At 29.2% G+C, this 15,317-nt stretch carries 16 protein-coding genes; 12 read left to right on the top strand and 4 right to left on the bottom strand.

Going from position 1 to position 15,317, the window contains the following annotated elements:
- The first annotated feature begins 62 nt into the window (after positions 1-62).
- Complete coding sequence (locus tag JEY78_RS07795) at positions 63-902, top strand: 1,4-dihydroxy-2-naphthoyl-CoA synthase (RefSeq protein ID WP_291849128.1); 840 nt, start codon at positions 63-65, stop codon at positions 900-902.
- An 18-nt stretch (positions 903-920) separates the two neighbouring features.
- Positions 921-1,532 (top strand): fumarylacetoacetate hydrolase family protein, encoded by a 612-nt coding sequence (locus JEY78_RS07790; RefSeq protein ID WP_291849126.1) that lies wholly within the window; start codon positions 921-923, stop codon positions 1,530-1,532.
- Positions 1,533-1,568: 36 nt separating this feature from the next.
- Here JEY78_RS07790 and JEY78_RS07785 read toward each other — a convergent pair whose 3' ends face one another.
- Entirely contained in the window at positions 1,569-1,982 is a 414-nt protein-coding gene (locus JEY78_RS07785; protein ID WP_291849123.1) for a hypothetical protein, read from the bottom strand.
- Positions 1,983-2,081: 99 nt separating this feature from the next.
- On the opposite strand from JEY78_RS07785, the gene JEY78_RS07780 reads away from it, so the two are divergent.
- The 6 genes from JEY78_RS07780 to JEY78_RS07755 all read left to right on the top strand — a co-directional run bounded on the left by JEY78_RS07780 (position 2,082) and on the right by JEY78_RS07755 (position 6,774).
- Positions 2,082-3,326 carry a competence/damage-inducible protein A gene (locus JEY78_RS07780; protein WP_291849120.1) on the top strand — a complete coding sequence of 415 codons (1,245 nt, stop codon included), beginning with the start codon at positions 2,082-2,084 and terminating at the stop codon, positions 3,324-3,326.
- 80 nt (positions 3,327-3,406) lie between these two features.
- Positions 3,407-3,646, top strand: coding sequence for a 50S ribosomal protein L28 (gene rpmB / locus JEY78_RS07775; protein WP_291849117.1), 240 nt, complete (start codon positions 3,407-3,409; stop codon positions 3,644-3,646).
- Between the two features lie 10 nt (positions 3,647-3,656).
- On the top strand, positions 3,657-3,842 hold the full coding sequence (gene rpmG, locus JEY78_RS07770; RefSeq protein WP_090221834.1) for a 50S ribosomal protein L33: 186 nt from the start codon (positions 3,657-3,659) through the stop codon (positions 3,840-3,842).
- Positions 3,843-3,851: 9 nt separating this feature from the next.
- Positions 3,852-4,004 carry a DUF4295 domain-containing protein gene (locus tag JEY78_RS07765; protein WP_291849110.1) on the top strand — a complete coding sequence of 51 codons (153 nt, stop codon included), beginning with the start codon at positions 3,852-3,854 and terminating at the stop codon, positions 4,002-4,004.
- Between the two features lie 85 nt (positions 4,005-4,089).
- Positions 4,090-5,043: a signal recognition particle-docking protein FtsY gene (gene ftsY, locus JEY78_RS07760; RefSeq protein WP_291849107.1), complete on the top strand. Its 954-nt coding sequence runs from the start codon at positions 4,090-4,092 to the stop codon at positions 5,041-5,043.
- Positions 5,044-5,124: 81 nt separating this feature from the next.
- Positions 5,125-6,774, top strand: a complete 1,650-nt coding sequence (locus JEY78_RS07755) for an amidase family protein (protein WP_291849103.1) — start codon at positions 5,125-5,127, stop codon at positions 6,772-6,774.
- Positions 6,775-6,778: 4 nt separating this feature from the next.
- On the opposite strand, the gene JEY78_RS07750 is transcribed toward JEY78_RS07755, so the two are convergent.
- On the bottom strand, positions 6,779-7,840 hold the full coding sequence (locus JEY78_RS07750; protein ID WP_291849100.1) for a serine hydrolase: 1,062 nt from the start codon (positions 7,838-7,840) through the stop codon (positions 6,779-6,781).
- Between the two features lie 97 nt (positions 7,841-7,937).
- Here JEY78_RS07750 and rimO point away from each other — a divergent pair, with 97 nt between their 5' ends.
- On the top strand, positions 7,938-9,248 hold the full coding sequence (rimO, locus tag JEY78_RS07745; RefSeq protein ID WP_291849097.1) for a 30S ribosomal protein S12 methylthiotransferase RimO: 1,311 nt from the start codon (positions 7,938-7,940) through the stop codon (positions 9,246-9,248).
- A gap of 45 nt (positions 9,249-9,293) precedes the next feature.
- Here rimO and JEY78_RS07740 read toward each other — a convergent pair whose 3' ends face one another.
- On the bottom strand, positions 9,294-11,753 hold the full coding sequence (locus JEY78_RS07740) for a M14 metallopeptidase family protein (RefSeq protein WP_291849094.1): 2,460 nt from the start codon (positions 11,751-11,753) through the stop codon (positions 9,294-9,296).
- Between the two features lie 98 nt (positions 11,754-11,851).
- On the opposite strand from JEY78_RS07740, the gene JEY78_RS07735 reads away from it, so the two are divergent.
- The 3 genes from JEY78_RS07735 (at position 11,852) to bshC (ending at position 14,878) form a co-directional block, all read left to right on the top strand.
- Complete coding sequence (locus JEY78_RS07735) at positions 11,852-12,556, top strand: diphthine--ammonia ligase (RefSeq protein ID WP_291849091.1); 705 nt, start codon at positions 11,852-11,854, stop codon at positions 12,554-12,556.
- A gap of 75 nt (positions 12,557-12,631) precedes the next feature.
- Entirely contained in the window at positions 12,632-13,273 is a 642-nt protein-coding gene (locus JEY78_RS07730; RefSeq protein ID WP_291849088.1) for a class I SAM-dependent methyltransferase, read from the top strand.
- A 6-nt stretch (positions 13,274-13,279) separates the two neighbouring features.
- On the top strand, positions 13,280-14,878 hold the full coding sequence (gene bshC / locus JEY78_RS07725; RefSeq protein WP_291849085.1) for a bacillithiol biosynthesis cysteine-adding enzyme BshC: 1,599 nt from the start codon (positions 13,280-13,282) through the stop codon (positions 14,876-14,878).
- Positions 14,879-14,886: 8 nt separating this feature from the next.
- Here bshC and JEY78_RS07720 read toward each other — a convergent pair whose 3' ends face one another.
- A complete protein-coding gene (locus tag JEY78_RS07720) occupies positions 14,887-15,306 on the bottom strand; it encodes a hypothetical protein (RefSeq protein ID WP_291849082.1) in 420 nt (139 codons plus the stop codon).
- Between the last annotated feature and the right edge of the window lie 11 nt (positions 15,307-15,317).

Raw genomic sequence — 15,317 nt, 5'->3', positions numbered from 1 at the left:
TTTAAAAGATAGTTTTTTTTACCATTAAAATCCATTATTTTTACCAAACTAATTTAAATGAAATGAATCAAATAAACTGGAAAACAGTAAAGGAATTTGAAGATATCACCTACAAAAAATGTAATGGTGTTGCCAGAATTGCTTTTAATAGACCAAATGTTAGAAATGCATTTAGACCCAAAACTACCAAAGAATTATATGATGCTTTTTATGATGCTGGTGAAGATACTTCTATAGGAGTTGTTTTATTGTCTGCAGAAGGACCTTCAACAAAAGATGGTGTGTATTCTTTTTGTAGCGGTGGAGACCAAAAAGCACGCGGACATCAAGGTTATGTGGGTGAAGATGGTTACCATAGATTGAATATTTTAGAAGTGCAACGTTTAATTCGTTTTATGCCAAAAGCCGTAATTGCGGTTGTTCCAGGTTGGGCTGTTGGTGGCGGACATAGTTTACACGTGGTTTGCGATTTAACTTTGGCAAGTAAAGAACACGCAATTTTTAAACAAACCGATGCAGATGTCACTAGTTTTGATGGTGGTTATGGCTCTGCGTATTTAGCTAAAATGGTTGGACAGAAAAAAGCACGTGAAATATTTTTCTTAGGAAGAAATTATTCTGCTCAAGAAGCTTTTGAAATGGGAATGGTAAATGCTGTAATTCCGCATGATGAATTAGAAAATACAGCTTATGAATGGGCGCAAGAAATTTTAGCAAAATCTCCAACGTCTATAAAAATGTTAAAGTTCGCTATGAATTTAACGGATGATGGAATGGTTGGACAACAAGTTTTTGCCGGCGAAGCAACCCGTTTAGCATATATGACGGATGAAGCTAAAGAAGGTAGAAATGCTTTTTTAGAAAAACGTAAGCCAAATTTCGAAAAAAAATGGATTCCTTAAAATATTAAAAACGGTACGATGAAAATAATTTGCATTGGTAGAAATTATACCAAACACATAGAAGAATTACAAAACGAAAAACCAAAAGAACCGGTTATATTTTTAAAGCCAGATTCTGCAATTTTAGCAAAAAATCAACCTTTTTTTATACCGCCATTTTCAAATGACATTCATTATGAAGTGGAGGTTTTGGTTAAAATTAATAAAGTTGGTAAATATATTGAGGAAAAATTTGCACATAAATATTATGATGAAATTGGATTAGGAATCGATTTTACAGCTCGTGATTTACAAAATAACTTAAAAGATAAAGGGTTGCCTTGGGAAAAAGCCAAAGCCTTTGACGGAAGTGCTGTTATTGGTGAATTTTTTCCAAAAGAGGAATTAGGTAATTTATTAGATTTGAATTTTACACTTCAAAAAAATGAAGAAATTGTTCAAAAGGGAAATTCAAAAATGATGCTTTGGAAAGTTGATGAGTTAATTTCTTATGTTTCTCAGTTTTTTACCTTAAAAAAAGGAGATGTTATTTTTACTGGAACGCCAGAAGGTGTTGGTAAAGTGTCTGAAAATGATATTCTAATAGGAACAATTAACGGTCAAAAGGCTTTTGAAATAAAAGTAAAATAAAAAAAAACTCCAAATTCTATATTTGGAGTTTTTTCATTAAAAAGTAAATAATATAGGTCTCGGTATGTTTGGTTCTTCTTTTCTGTGCTCTTTTAAAATGTTGTATCCAAAATGAGTTTTTACCAAATCTTTAAAGTTATATTGTAATCTTGGAAATTCTTTCAATAATTTTTCAAAAGTTTTAGCAGAGGAATTTACCATAAAATGATTTGTAATTTCAGTATATGCTTTTGTTAAGGTATAATTAAATTTATTGCTGTTTAAAGCATTTTTAAAATAATTTTCTTTAATCTCACAATTTTTATTAATAGCGATTTCCAAACCATATTTTTTAATTAAAATCCACGACATTCTTAATAAAACTTCGTGGGTGAATAAATTTGGATCTAAAGAACAATTTTCAATTTGTTTTAAAAGTTCTTTATCGCTCATTTCGTTAGTAGTTATCATAGCGTAAAGGGTTTTAGCTTTTTCTTATTTACAAGATGTAAATTGTAGTAAAAGGTTGCGTAGTAATTTGTACTTTTATCATAAAATATTATAAAATAAATGTTAGCAGAAATAATAACAATTGGTGATGAGATTTTAATTGGGCAAATTTTAGACTCAAATTCAAAATTTATAGCAACTGAATTAAATAAAATAGGCGTTTCAATATATCAAATTACATCAATTCAAGATGATAAAAACCATATTTTAGAAGCTATTGAAAATGCACAATCTAAAGTAGATATTGTTATACTAACAGGAGGTTTAGGGCCAACAAAGGATGATATCACAAAATTAACATTGGCAGAATACTTTAACGATAAATTAGTATTAAATATTGAAATTGTAGAACAGATACGTACCATGTTCGCTAAAATAAATTATCCGTTTACAGAGGTAAATAAAAATCAAGGGTTGGTTCCATCAAAATGCACACCTTTATTTAATACTGTTGGAACAGCACCTGGAATGTGGTTTGAAAGCAATCATAAAGTTGTAATTTCTTTGCCTGGTGTGCCATTTGAAATGAAAACTCTAATGAGTTTAAGTGTATTACCTAAAATTCAGCAAACTTTTAAATTACCGTTTATAGTACATAAAACTATTTTAACCTATGGAATGGGAGAAAGCATGGTTGCTGAAAGAATTGAGGATTGGGAAAATAATTTGCCGAAATTTATAAAATTAGCCTATTTGCCATCTTTTGGAAATGTTCGATTGCGATTATCTGCAAAAGGAAATTGTAAAGAAGTTTTGGATAATGCGGTAAAAAATGAAGTAGGGAAATTAACAACTATAATTTCCGATATTATAGTTGGTTTTGATGAAGATGAAACTATTGAAGTTTCCATTGGTAAATTGTTACAAGAGAAAAAACAAACAATAGCAATTGCCGAAAGTTGTACAGGAGGATCAATTTGCAAAAGAATAACTGGGATTCCAGGAGCTTCTAAATATTTTATTGGTGGAATAATTGCGTATAATGCAAGTGTAAAAATAAATGAATTAGGAGTTGATAAGCGTTTAATCGATGAGTTTTCGGTAGTTAGTTGTCAAGTAGCAGAAGCAATGGCCCAAGGAATTCAACAAAAGTACCAAACTACCTATGCAATTGCAACCACAGGAAATGCAGGTCCAACAACAGATATTACCGATACAACAGTAGGTACAGTTTTTATTGCAATAGCAACACCTTCAGCAGTTTATTCTGAAGAATATTTTTTTGGAAAGCCACGCGAAAAGGTAATTGAAAGAGCAACAAATAAAGCTTTTGAAATGATTAGAAAAGAAATTTTAAAAAACTAGTAAAATAAGTTTGTGTATTTAGAAGGAATATTCTAATTTTGCATCTCGTTTGAGAAAACACTAAATAAAGGTACAGAAATATGTCAAGAGTTTGTGAACTTACTGGAAAAAAAGCAATGGTTGGAAACAATGTTTCACACGCCATGAATAGAACTAAAAGAAAATTTGACGCTAATTTAATTAAAAAGCGTTTTTATATTCCTGAAGAAGATAAATGGGTAACGTTAAAGATTTCCACATCTGCTTTAAAGAATATTAATAAATTAGGAATCACAGCTGTTATGAAAAAAGCAGTAGATAATGGTTTTTATAAAAAATAATTATTAGGAAATGGCAAAGACTAAAGGAAATAGAATTCAGGTAATATTAGAGTGTACTGAGCATAAAGCTTCTGGCTTACCAGGAACTTCAAGATATATTACAACTAAGAATAAAAAAAATACTCCTGATAGAATGGAAATTAAAAAATTCAATCCTATCATGAAGAAAATGACAGTTCATAAAGAAATTAAATAATATAGGATTATGGCAAAGAAAGCAGTAGCATCATTACAGACTGGAGCAAAAAGATTAACTAAAGCTATTAAAATGGTGAAATCTCCTAAAACAGGGGCGTATTCATTTGTTGAGACAATCTTAGATCCTGCAAACGTAAATGAATTTTTGAGCAAAAAATAAAAATTGTTCATTTTAAAATATTAAGGCTACTTTCATAATAGAGAGTAGCTTTTCTTTTTTATATTTATACCATAAATTGTAAAGAATGAGTTTATTCAAAAAAATATTTTCTAAAGAGAAAAAAGAATCTTTAGATAAAGGTTTAGAAAAAAGTAAAACTTCTTTTTTTTCTAAATTATCAAAAGCGGTTGCTGGTAAAACAAAAGTTGATGATGATGTATTAGATAATTTAGAGGAAATTTTAATTTCATCGGATGTTGGCGTAAATACAACCTTAAAAATTATTGAAAGAATTGAAGCTCGTGTTGCTAAAGATAAATATTTAGGAACAGACGAGCTAAATAAAATTCTTCGGGAAGAAATTGCTGGATTATTAGCAGAAACAAATGTTGGGAATGAGACAGATTTTGTAATTCCAGCTAATAAAAAACCGTATATTATTATGGTTGTTGGTGTAAATGGTGTAGGAAAAACTACCACTATTGGAAAATTAGCAGCTCAGTTTAATAAAAATGGTAAAAAAGTAGTTTTAGGAGCTGCTGATACTTTTAGAGCAGCTGCAATTGATCAATTACAAGTTTGGGCAGATAGAGTAGGAGTTCCTATTGTTCGTCAAGAAATGGGAAGTGATCCTGCTTCTGTGGCTTTTGATACTTTAAAATCAGCAGTTGCGCAAAATTCTGATGTTGTTATAATTGACACCGCTGGAAGACTACACAATAAAGTTAATTTAATGAATGAGTTAACAAAAATTAAACGTGTAATGCAAAAGGTTGTTGAAGATGCTCCACATGAAGTTTTATTGGTATTAGATGGATCAACTGGTCAAAATGCTTTTGAACAAGCTAAACAGTTTACAAAAGCAACAGAGGTTACTTCATTAGCAGTTACAAAATTAGATGGAACCGCAAAAGGTGGTGTTGTTATTGGTATTTCAGACCAGTTTCAAATTCCAGTAAAATATATTGGAGTTGGTGAAAAAATTGATGATTTACAAGTATTTAATAAAATTGAATTTGTAGATTCTTTTTTCAACTAATAATAAATTAAAATTTTAAAAAGACCTTTTTTGTAAAACATTAAAGGTCTTTTTTTTATCTTTAATGTTAAATTATTTAAAATGAAACATATATTTTTAATTGTGGCGATCTTATTTTTATCAATTTCATGTAAACAAAGAGAACTACCTGTTATTTTTAACAAAGTTGATGAGTCCTCTGAAATTGCTAAACAACAAAATCATGAAATAGAAAGAATGAAATTTAAATTGATTCAGTCTAAATATTTAGATATGAATGCTGTTTTTAAACCTTTTGAAAATGATTTGGCTTATTTTTCTGAAAAAGAATATCAGAATTTACTTCCTTATATTATTGAAAAAGATATACCGTCCATTCAGGAATCAGTTTCGAATGGTATTTTATCCTACGAAAAAATTGTACTTTTCTATTTATACAGAATTAGAAAGTTTGAAAGTTCAAATGATTTAGTATTGCATAGTATTATCTCATTAAATCCGAACATTGTTGCTGAAGCACGAACTAAAGATAAAAACAAACCTAAGGACATAAAATACACATTATACGGTTTGCCAATTTTATTGAAAGATAACATAAATACTATTGGAATGCCTACTACCGCTGGTGCTTTTGCATTAAAAGAAAATAGTACTACGGATGATGCTTTTATTGTAAAAAAGTTAAAGGATAACGGCGCTTTAATTTTGGGTAAAGCAAACTTAAGTGAATGGGCCTATTATTTTTGTGACGGTTGTCCGCTTGGGTATAGTGCTGTTGGTGGACAAACATTAAATCCATATGGAAGAAAATTGTTTGAAACTGGTGGATCTAGTTCTGGAAGTGGTGTAAGTGTTGCTGCAAATTATGCAGTAGCTGCAGTTGGAACAGAAACATCTGGTTCAATATTATCACCTTCAAGCAAAAACTCTGTTGTTGGTTTAAAACCTACTATTGGTTTGTTAAGCAGAACAGGAATTGTACCTATATCTAGTACATTGGATACGCCTGGACCAATGACAAAAAGTGTGATTGATAATGCTATTTTTTTAGCAGCCATGACAGGTGTTGATAATGAAGATGTTACAACGTTAAATGTTGATGTTACAGTAGATTATATAAAAGATTTAAAATCAGCCACTATTAAAGGGAGAAGGCTAGGAGTGATAAAAGATCTTATGTCTGATTCTATTTACAAAAAAAATGTTGATTTATTACAAAAGGCTGGAGCCGTAATAGTTGATTTTGAACCACTTAAATTGCAATTAGATGGTTTTTTAACCTTGTTAAATATTGATATGAAATATGACTTGCCAAAATATTTAAGTGCATGTGCCGATAAAAATTTAAAAATAAAATCTATTGAAGATATTATTCAAATTAATTTAAAAGATTCATTACAAAGAGCTCCTTATGGGCAACAATTATTTGAAGGAATTGTGCAAGATTCTACAACAATCGCTGAACTTGAAGTTATAAAAAGTAATTTAAATGCAACTGGCAAACAATTTTTTAATGAACCAATGGATTCTTTAAATTTAGATGCGGTGTTGTCTATTAATAATTATCATGCAGGTTTTGCCGCTGTAGCCAAATATCCTTGTTTAGCTGTTCCAATGGGGTATGAAAAATCAGGTGAACCAATAAGTTTAACATTTATTGCCAAACCTTTTCAAGAGCAAAAATTATTGCAAATGGGTTATGCGTTTGAGCAACTTTCAAAAGTTAGAAAACAACCTAAAAATTATAAATAGTTGGTTAATTTATAACTAAATTAATTTTAGCCCAAAGGTCATTATCAAAATTAGAAAGGGCAAAATTTGTCTCATCAGCACTATCACCCATTCTAATAATTACCAGCTTTTTACTTGGTGCCACGTATATTTTTTGGTCATTTTTTCCTAAAGCTGCGTACATATCATTTGGTGCGTTTGGAATTAATTTTCCTTGAAATTCAAATTGAGACTGTGGTAAATGGTAACTTGATTTTCCGTTTAACCACCATAAATATCCGTATGCCAGATTTATATTTTGTGATGTATTCACAGAATTTAAAAAAAAGTTTTCGTTTACAATTTTTGTATTGTTCCAAGTTCCATTATTCAAAGCTAATAATCCAAATCTGGCCATACTTCTTGCAGTACTATAATAAACACTAAAATCACCAGTTTGCAACCAAGTTCCTGTCATTCCAATGTTATCTCTCAAGTTTGTATTAAAAAAAGTGGAGAATGTTTGTTGTGAAGTTACTTCAATAATAGCTTGTAATTTTACATACACATTATGGTAAGCCCATCTTTCTCCAGCATCTGCCAAGTACTGTAAATTTGTTGTGTCAACATTATCACCTAAGTTATCATCTAAACCAGATGTCATAGTTAATAAATGTTTGCAAGTGATTAAATTTTCTTTTGCAATTGGCGCACTTGTCCATCCAGTTCCTAAATAGTTTGAAACTTTATTATTAATATTTAACAGACCTTTTTCTTCTGCAATACCTGTCATAATTGAGGTTAACGTTTTTCCTGCACTTGCCCAATACCACGGTTTTGATACGGAATGATCACCAAAATATTTTTCAATAACAATCCGTCCATTGTATAAAATTATAAACGATTTTGTGTTTTTATCTTCCAAATAGTTGAGTAATGGTTCAATTTCAGCTTCATTCCAATTTAATTCAGAAGGTGAAATTGTTTCCCAAGTGCTTCCTGAAATTGGCGGAAAATAAAGTGATTGGTTTGCTTCTGACGATTCATCACTTGTAGAACAGGATAAAAAAACAATAATTAGGATTAAAATTGTCATGTTTTTCTTCATAGATAAATAGTTAAAATATTGGTGTTTATAATTAGACTAAACTTATTTAAAAAGGTTTGATTACTTTTGCAAAAATATAATTCAAAATACAAAATTTGTGCGTACAAAATCTAAGAAAGAAAATAAAATTAACGTAGTAACATTAGGATGTTCTAAAAACGTTTACGATAGTGAAGTTTTAATGGGACAATTAAAAGCTAATAACAAAAATGTGGTTCACGAAGATGAAAATGATGACGGAAACATTGTTGTAATAAATACGTGTGGTTTTATTGGAGATGCTAAGGAAGAATCTATCAATACTATTTTACATTATGTAAATAAAAAGGAATTAGGAGAAGTAGATAGGGTTTATGTAAGTGGTTGTTTAAGTGAGCGTTACAAGCCGGATTTGCAAAAAGAAATTCCAAATGTTGATGAGTATTTTGGAACGCACGATTTGCCTAATTTATTAAAAGTTTTAGATGCAGATTACAAGCACGAATTAATAGGAGAGCGTTTAACAACAACACCAACCCATTATGCATATTTAAAAATTGCTGAAGGTTGTGACAGACCTTGTTCTTTTTGTGCCATTCCTTTAATGCGTGGTGGAAATGTTTCAACACCAATAGAAAATTTGGTGATTGAAGCTACTAAATTGGCAAAAAAAGGAATTAAAGAACTTATTTTAATTGCGCAAGATTTAACCTATTACGGTTTAGATATTTATAAAAAACGTGCATTGGCAGATTTGTTAAAAGAATTGGTTAAAATTGATGGAATTGAATGGATTCGTTTACATTATGCATTTCCAACAGGTTTTCCTTTAGATGTGTTGGAAGTAATTCATAATGAACCAAAAGTGTGTAATTATTTAGATATTCCTTTACAGCATATAAATGATGACATTTTGAAGTCTATGCGAAGAGGAACGTCACATGAAAAAACAACTAATTTAATTGCAGAATTCAGAAAGTCGGTTCCAAATATGGCTATTAGAACCACTTTAATTGTTGGTTATCCTGGTGAGACTGAAGAGAATTTTCAAGAATTAAAAGATTGGGTACAAGAAATGCGATTTGAACGTTTGGGTGCTTTTGCGTATTCACATGAAGAAAATACACACGCAGCAAATTTAGAAGATGATGTTCCGGAAGAGATAAAACAACAACGTGTAAATGATATTATGGAATTACAAAGTCAAATTTCTTGGGATTTAAATCAGGAGAAAATTGGAAAAACATTTAAAGTAATTATCGATAGAAAAGATGGAAATATGTTTGTTGGAAGAACCGAATTTGATTCACCTGATGTTGATAATGAAGTTTTAATTGATGCCACAAAACATTATGTGCAAGTTGGTAAATTTGCCAATATAAAAATTACAGAAGCTACGGAATTTGACTTATACGGCGAGCCGGTTTAAGAAATATAGAAACAAAAAAAGCGAGCATTAGCTCGCTTTTTTTGTTTAGTTTAAAAATACTGCATTTGCAAAAAATAGTTTTCCATTTTCCCAAAACGATCTAAATAATGGATTGTCAACCATATAAATAAGTTGTCCTTTTCCTTTATTTTCAATTCCAAATAATAAAGAATTAGAAATATCTTTTAGCGCTTTAGAACCCGCAAAACCAGAAATGTTAGTTGCATTTTCCGGGAAATAGCCAACATTTATACCTTCATTAAATAATTTATAGGAGGTTCCACTTAATTTTAAACTATAATAAAAAGAATCGTAGCCAAAGGCTAATGGGTGAGTAGTATCAATTATACTTTTGAAAATACTACCCGTAATAATGTTGTTTAAGTAGTTTCTTTCTTGCTGTTTAAACGGAACTAAATTTGGTGTTTTTTTATCAGTAATTGTGTCCTTTTTCATTTTTAATAAAAAGTCTTTTTTGTCTGAAAAATTGTTAAGAGCACTACCAATAGCAATTACGTTTCCACCATTTTTAGTAAATTCAGTGATGCTTTCTAGTTCTTCATTTTTTGCAGCATAACCTTCAGGTAAAATAAGCACGTTATATTTTAATAAATTAACGCTACCAATAGAGGAACTATTTAAAACAGTAACCGGATATTTTAACTGTGTTTCAAAAAAGTGCCAAACTTCTCCAAAACTATAAGGAGAAATGGTTTCACCAGATAATAACACCACATTTTTTGGTTTTATAAATGTGTAATTTGAAGAGCCAAAATCAAAACCAGATTCAACAAAACCTGAGGAAACTGCTGTTATAGTTTCATTTAAATTTGTTGAAATTGTGTTAATTAGCTTATTAAAATTATCAAGATGTTCATTGTCATTTTTTAGAATAACTAAACTTCCTTTGGTGTAATTATTTCCTTCAATTGAAAAATCAGCATTACTATAACGGACATTTATTTTATGAGTTATTAATGTTCCTAAAAAAGCGGCATCAGAAATGGCATTCCATTTATGTATATAGGCATAGGCATTTTCAACAGTATTTGTTTTTTTATTTTCTTCACTTAAAAATTTTGAAGTTGTTAATTCACTATTGGTAGAAAAACCTTGTAATCCATAAGCAAAAGGTAAGCTCCAAGCGGTAATATCATAGGTTAATGAATCCATTAGTTTAGTTTCTGGTTCAAATAAAACCTTCATCATTTTACCTTTTGGTTGGTTTGTAGGAACAATTAAATCGTTTTTGGTAATTTGTATATTTTTAGTGTTTTTAGAATAATAATCATATGCTTTTACAGTATTTTCTTTCGCCGAAAAATAATTAATTTCGTGTTGGTCTAATAATTTGGTTAAACTTGAGATCTTAGAAAAATCACCTTTTAAAATGTAATTTTTAACTTCCATTTTTGAATTATCAAAAAACTTTTCAAATTCAGCAATCAATTTAGAAGTATTTTTAGCGGCCATTTCGATAGTAGATAAACCAGTTGTAGTATGGTGTTCAATTCTATCTTTTAAAGTTAGTTCTGAATTATTTTCTATAAGTATTCCTAAACCAGCTTTTCCGTGTCCTGCTTGTTCGTAGGTCATTCCAATAGCACCCATAAACATTGGATAACTATCGCCATAACTAGGGTACAATAAATCAAACGCTTCTTTGGTAAAATAACGCCACCCATTTTTATCAAAATATTTTGCGTGATTTTTCCCAATTTCACTTTGAAATTCTCTTTGCCAATTGGTAATTATTTCATGTGAAGGTTCTGCAGCTGGTGCAAAATAATAAGGATTATTCACAAATTGTTCGTGAAAATCTACATGAATTTGTGGCATCCATTTATTATAAATTTTTATTCGTTGTTGTGTTTCTACTTGTGTTGCCCAAGCCCAATCTCTATTTAAATCAAATAAATAATGGTTTGGTCTTCCGCCAGGCCAAGGCTCGTTATGTTCAATAGCATCAGGATTTGCAGTGTAGGGCGTATTTTTAACTTGATTAAACCAATTAACATAGCGATCTCTTCCATCAGGATTTAAGCAAGGATCAATAATTACTACAGTATTTTGCAACCAATCTTTATTTTCTGTAATTAGTTTATATAGCGTTGCCATTGAGGCTTCTGTGCTGGAAGCTTCGTTTCCATGAACATTATAACTGAGCCAAACTATTGATATTTTAGTTGGTATATTTCCATTTGAAATTTTGGTTCTACTTAAATTATCTTGTCTAATTTGTTCTAAGTTTTTTATGTTTTCTTCAGAAGAAATATAAGAGATAAACAACGGCCTGTTTTCATTTGTCATCCCATATTTTTCAACAATTACATTGCTAGAATTAGCACTTATATAAGAGAAATAATCAACAATTTTAAGGTGGTTAGTAAAACGAGATCCTAATTCATAGCCTAAAAATTCTGATGGAGAAACAATTTGTTGTGCTTTAGTTGCTGAAATTCCTATTGTTAAAAGAAAAATAATTGAAATAAGTAGTTTTTTCATAGAAAAATAAAATTTTGAAAGTCAAAAGTACTTAAATAAAATCATAGAAATTAATTTCAAAAAGTTATTATAGCCTATTTTTGCAAAAAAAATATATTTTGAAAAAAGCATTCTTTAATTGGAGCACAGGAAAAGATTCTGCATTAGCATTGTTCACTATTTTAAACGATAAAAATTATTCAATTCAAAAATTGGTAACTTCTGTAAACAAAAGTTTTGAAAGAGTTTCTATGCACGGCGTTCAGGAAGAATTACTAAATCAGCAAGCAAAAAGTATTGGTTTACCTTTAGAAAAAATTTATTTTCCAGAAGAAGTTTCTATGGATTTATACGGTGAAATTATGAAAAAAAGTATGAATCAATTAGTTTCTGAAGGATATGAATATTCGGTGTTTGGTGATATTTTTTTAGAAGATTTAAAAAATTATAGAGAACAAAAATTAGCAGAAGTGAATTTAAAAGGAGTTTTTCCACTTTGGAAAAGAGATTCTAAAGCATTGATGACTGAATTTATTAAATTGGGCTTTAAAGCAATTACGGTAAGTGTAAATTTAAATTATTTAGATGAAACATTTGTAGGAAGAGAACTAGATGAAGATTTTATAAATGATTTACCTGAAAATGTGGATGTTTGTGGTGAAAATGGAGAATTTCATACTTTTGTATATGACGGTCCAATTTTTAAGTATCCAATTGAATTTGTAATTGGTGAAAAGACTAAAAAAGAGTATTCTAAAGATGAAAATACAAATTGGGATACCAGTTTTTGGTACATCGATTTAATACCGAAAAATATTCGTTAAATATTTGTTAGATATTTTACCAGATTTCGACAAACAGCCTAAATTGACTACATTTATAAAAAAAACAACTCAAAAATGAATGATGATTCTTACAATTTTGAAGCGCATTGGAACAATGCATATTTAAAAACACCTACTGAAAATTTAGGTTGGTATGAAGAAAATCCAATGCAATCTTTAGAATTAATTAATGAATGCAATTTACCAAATGATGCATTAATTTTTAATGCAGGAGCAGGAGCTACAACGTTAATTAATAGATTGTTAGAAAATGGATATACTAATATAATTGTAAATGATATTGCAGCTTCTGCACTAACAGATTTAAAAAATAGTTTAACTGCAAATAAAGATGCAAAGGTTCAATTTATTGTTGATGATTTAACAAAGCCAACAGAATTATTGAATTTGAAAAATATTGATTTGTGGCATGATAGGGCAGTGCTTCATTTTTTTACAGAAGAAAATCAACAAAAAGCATATTTCAACCTAATAAATAAAGCGGTTAAAGTTGATGGTTTTGTAATTTTGGCCCAATTTAATTTAGAAGGGGCTAAAAAGTGCTGTGGATTAAATGTGGTAAATTACAATGTAGAAATGTTTCAAAATAAGTTAGGTAACAATTTTCAGTTATTAAAATCATTTAATTATACATACACTCAACCGTCAGGAAATACAAGAGAATATGTATATTCATTATTTAAACGAACAGCATAAAAATTAATGAAAGTACATTCAATTCCATTTCAAAAAACAGGTTATTTTTCAAAATTGATGAATGATTATTTAGATAAAAAGTCTGAGTTATCAAGTTTTTATGGGAATTATCCAGACCTAGAAGGGTTTAAAAATCAACTTAAATTAAGAGAAAACTCTAATGTTGATTCAGATTTGAGCCGAAGTACTTTAGTAAAGGCGCTTAAAAATCAATATTCAAAATTTTCAATTAGCGAATTAACGAATTCAAATATAAATGCGTTAAATCAACAGAATTCCTATACAATTACTACAGGTCATCAGTTAAATATTTTTACAGGACCGTTGTATTTTTTGTATAAAATAGTTTCAACCATAAATTTAACCAAACAATTAACGAAAGAATTTCCAGAAAATAATTTTGTACCTGTGTATTGGATGGCAACGGAAGATCACGATTTTGATGAGATTAACTATTTTAATTTTAAAGGCAAAAAAGTTGTTTGGAACAGAGAAAGTAGTGGAGCAGTAGGGCGTTTAAAAACAAATGGATTTGATGAAGTTTTTAGTGAATTTTCAAAACATTTAGGTTCCACAAGAAATGCTAATTATTTAAAAAGTTTATTTGAAGAAGCTTATCTAAATCATGAAAATTTAACTGATGCTACACGCTATTTGGTAAATAAACTTTTTGGTGAATTTGGGTTGGTAATTATTGATGGTGACGACAAAAGTTTGAAAAAACAATTTACACCTATTGTAAAAGATGAATTGTTGAATGCAACTTCATTTAATAAAGTTACTGCAACAAGTGCAAAACTTGGTGAAAATTATAAAATTCAAGTAAATCCAAGAGAAATAAATCTATTTTATTTAACAAATAACTTGCGTGAACGCATTATTTTTGAAGATAATAGCTTTAAAATTAATAGCACAGATATCACTTTTACTAAAGATGAAATTGTAATGGAATTGGAAAATAATCCTGAAAAATTTAGTCCAAATGTTATCATGAGACCAGTGTATCAGGAAACTATTTTGCCAAATTTATGTTATATAGGTGGAGGAGGAGAGTTAGCGTATTGGTTTCAGTTAAAAGATTATTTTAAGGCTATTCATACACCATTTCCAATATTGTTGCTTCGTAATTCAGCGCTGTTAATTACTGAAAAGCAAGTTGAGAAAGCTCAAAAGTTACATGTTTCTTTAGAAGAATTATTTTTGAAACAAGCTGATTTAATTGATAAAAAAGTAAAAGAAATTTCTGAAATTAATATTGATTTTTCTAATCAAAAGCTCTTTTTACAAGAACAATTTATAGCTTTGAAAGCATTAGCGAAACAAACGGATGTTTCTTTTATTGGTGCAGTTAATGCTCAGGAAAATAAGCAGTTAAAAGGATTAAATAATTTAGAGAAACGTTTATTAAAAGCACAAAAACGTAAATTATCTGATGAAGTTTCACGTTTAACCATCTTACAGAACGATTTATTTCCAAGCAAAAGTTTAGAAGAACGAACTCGAAATTTTTCGGAGTTTTATTTAGAACTAGGTGAAGATTTAATTCCTATGTTGTTTGATGCTTTAAATCCGTTAGATTTAACGTTTAGTGTTATTGAATATTAATTAATTTATCAAATAGTTTTAAATGAATACGTTTCATTTTTAAATTCATATTCAATACGTAAAACAGCATTGTTTTTTATTTTAGCTGCATCTTTTTCATCCACTTCAAAATCTATTTCAGAAACATGAAAAGGTGTTTTTTTTATAGAATTAGATTCAATATCTGTATTGTCAGAATGAATAGTTAACGAATCTTTTTCAAAATGAAAAGTTAAAGTACATCCAACACGTTTAATTTTAACTGGAAAATCACCAATTAGAATAGTTTTTATAAATGGGAAACCACCCAGTTCTTCAAAATCTAAATATACATCACAGGTTTCATTTTCAGCATATTTTGTTCCACCTTCAAAATTAATTTTCGGAAATGGTTGGTTAGAAATAGGTTCTTTTTTTGATTTTAATAAGTTTGAAAATGAAAATCCCATAGTATTTTTAA

The sequence above is a fragment of the Lutibacter sp. genome (assembly GCF_016342705.1).
GTDB lineage: Bacteria > Bacteroidota > Bacteroidia > Flavobacteriales > Flavobacteriaceae > Lutibacter.
The sequence above is the reverse complement of the archived record's forward strand: the minus strand, read 5'-3'. Positions and strand labels throughout refer to the sequence as shown.

Bases quoted from the DNA above. Each gene is read 5' to 3' on its own strand.
- JEY78_RS07785 (WP_291849123.1), bottom strand. From the start codon at position 1,982: ATGATAACTACTAACGAAATGAGCGATAAAGAACTTTTAAAACAAATT.
- JEY78_RS07780 (WP_291849120.1), top strand. From the start codon at position 2,082: ATGTTAGCAGAAATAATAACAATTGGTGATGAGATTTTAATTGGGCAA.
- ftsY (WP_291849107.1), top strand. From the start codon at position 4,090: ATGAGTTTATTCAAAAAAATATTTTCTAAAGAGAAAAAAGAATCTTTA.
- JEY78_RS07765 (WP_291849110.1), top strand. From the start codon at position 3,852: ATGGCAAAGAAAGCAGTAGCATCATTACAGACTGGAGCAAAAAGATTA.
- JEY78_RS07750 (WP_291849100.1), bottom strand. From the start codon at position 7,840: ATGAAGAAAAACATGACAATTTTAATCCTAATTATTGTTTTTTTATCC.
- bshC (WP_291849085.1), top strand. From the start codon at position 13,280: ATGAAAGTACATTCAATTCCATTTCAAAAAACAGGTTATTTTTCAAAA.
- rpmB (WP_291849117.1), top strand. From the start codon at position 3,407: ATGTCAAGAGTTTGTGAACTTACTGGAAAAAAAGCAATGGTTGGAAAC.
- JEY78_RS07740 (WP_291849094.1), bottom strand. From the start codon at position 11,753: ATGAAAAAACTACTTATTTCAATTATTTTTCTTTTAACAATAGGAATT.
- rpmG (WP_090221834.1), top strand. From the start codon at position 3,657: ATGGCAAAGACTAAAGGAAATAGAATTCAGGTAATATTAGAGTGTACT.
- JEY78_RS07795 (WP_291849128.1), top strand. From the start codon at position 63: ATGAATCAAATAAACTGGAAAACAGTAAAGGAATTTGAAGATATCACC.
- JEY78_RS07720 (WP_291849082.1), bottom strand. From the start codon at position 15,306: ATGGGATTTTCATTTTCAAACTTATTAAAATCAAAAAAAGAACCTATT.
- JEY78_RS07755 (WP_291849103.1), top strand. From the start codon at position 5,125: ATGAAACATATATTTTTAATTGTGGCGATCTTATTTTTATCAATTTCA.
- JEY78_RS07790 (WP_291849126.1), top strand. From the start codon at position 921: ATGAAAATAATTTGCATTGGTAGAAATTATACCAAACACATAGAAGAA.
- JEY78_RS07730 (WP_291849088.1), top strand. From the start codon at position 12,632: ATGAATGATGATTCTTACAATTTTGAAGCGCATTGGAACAATGCATAT.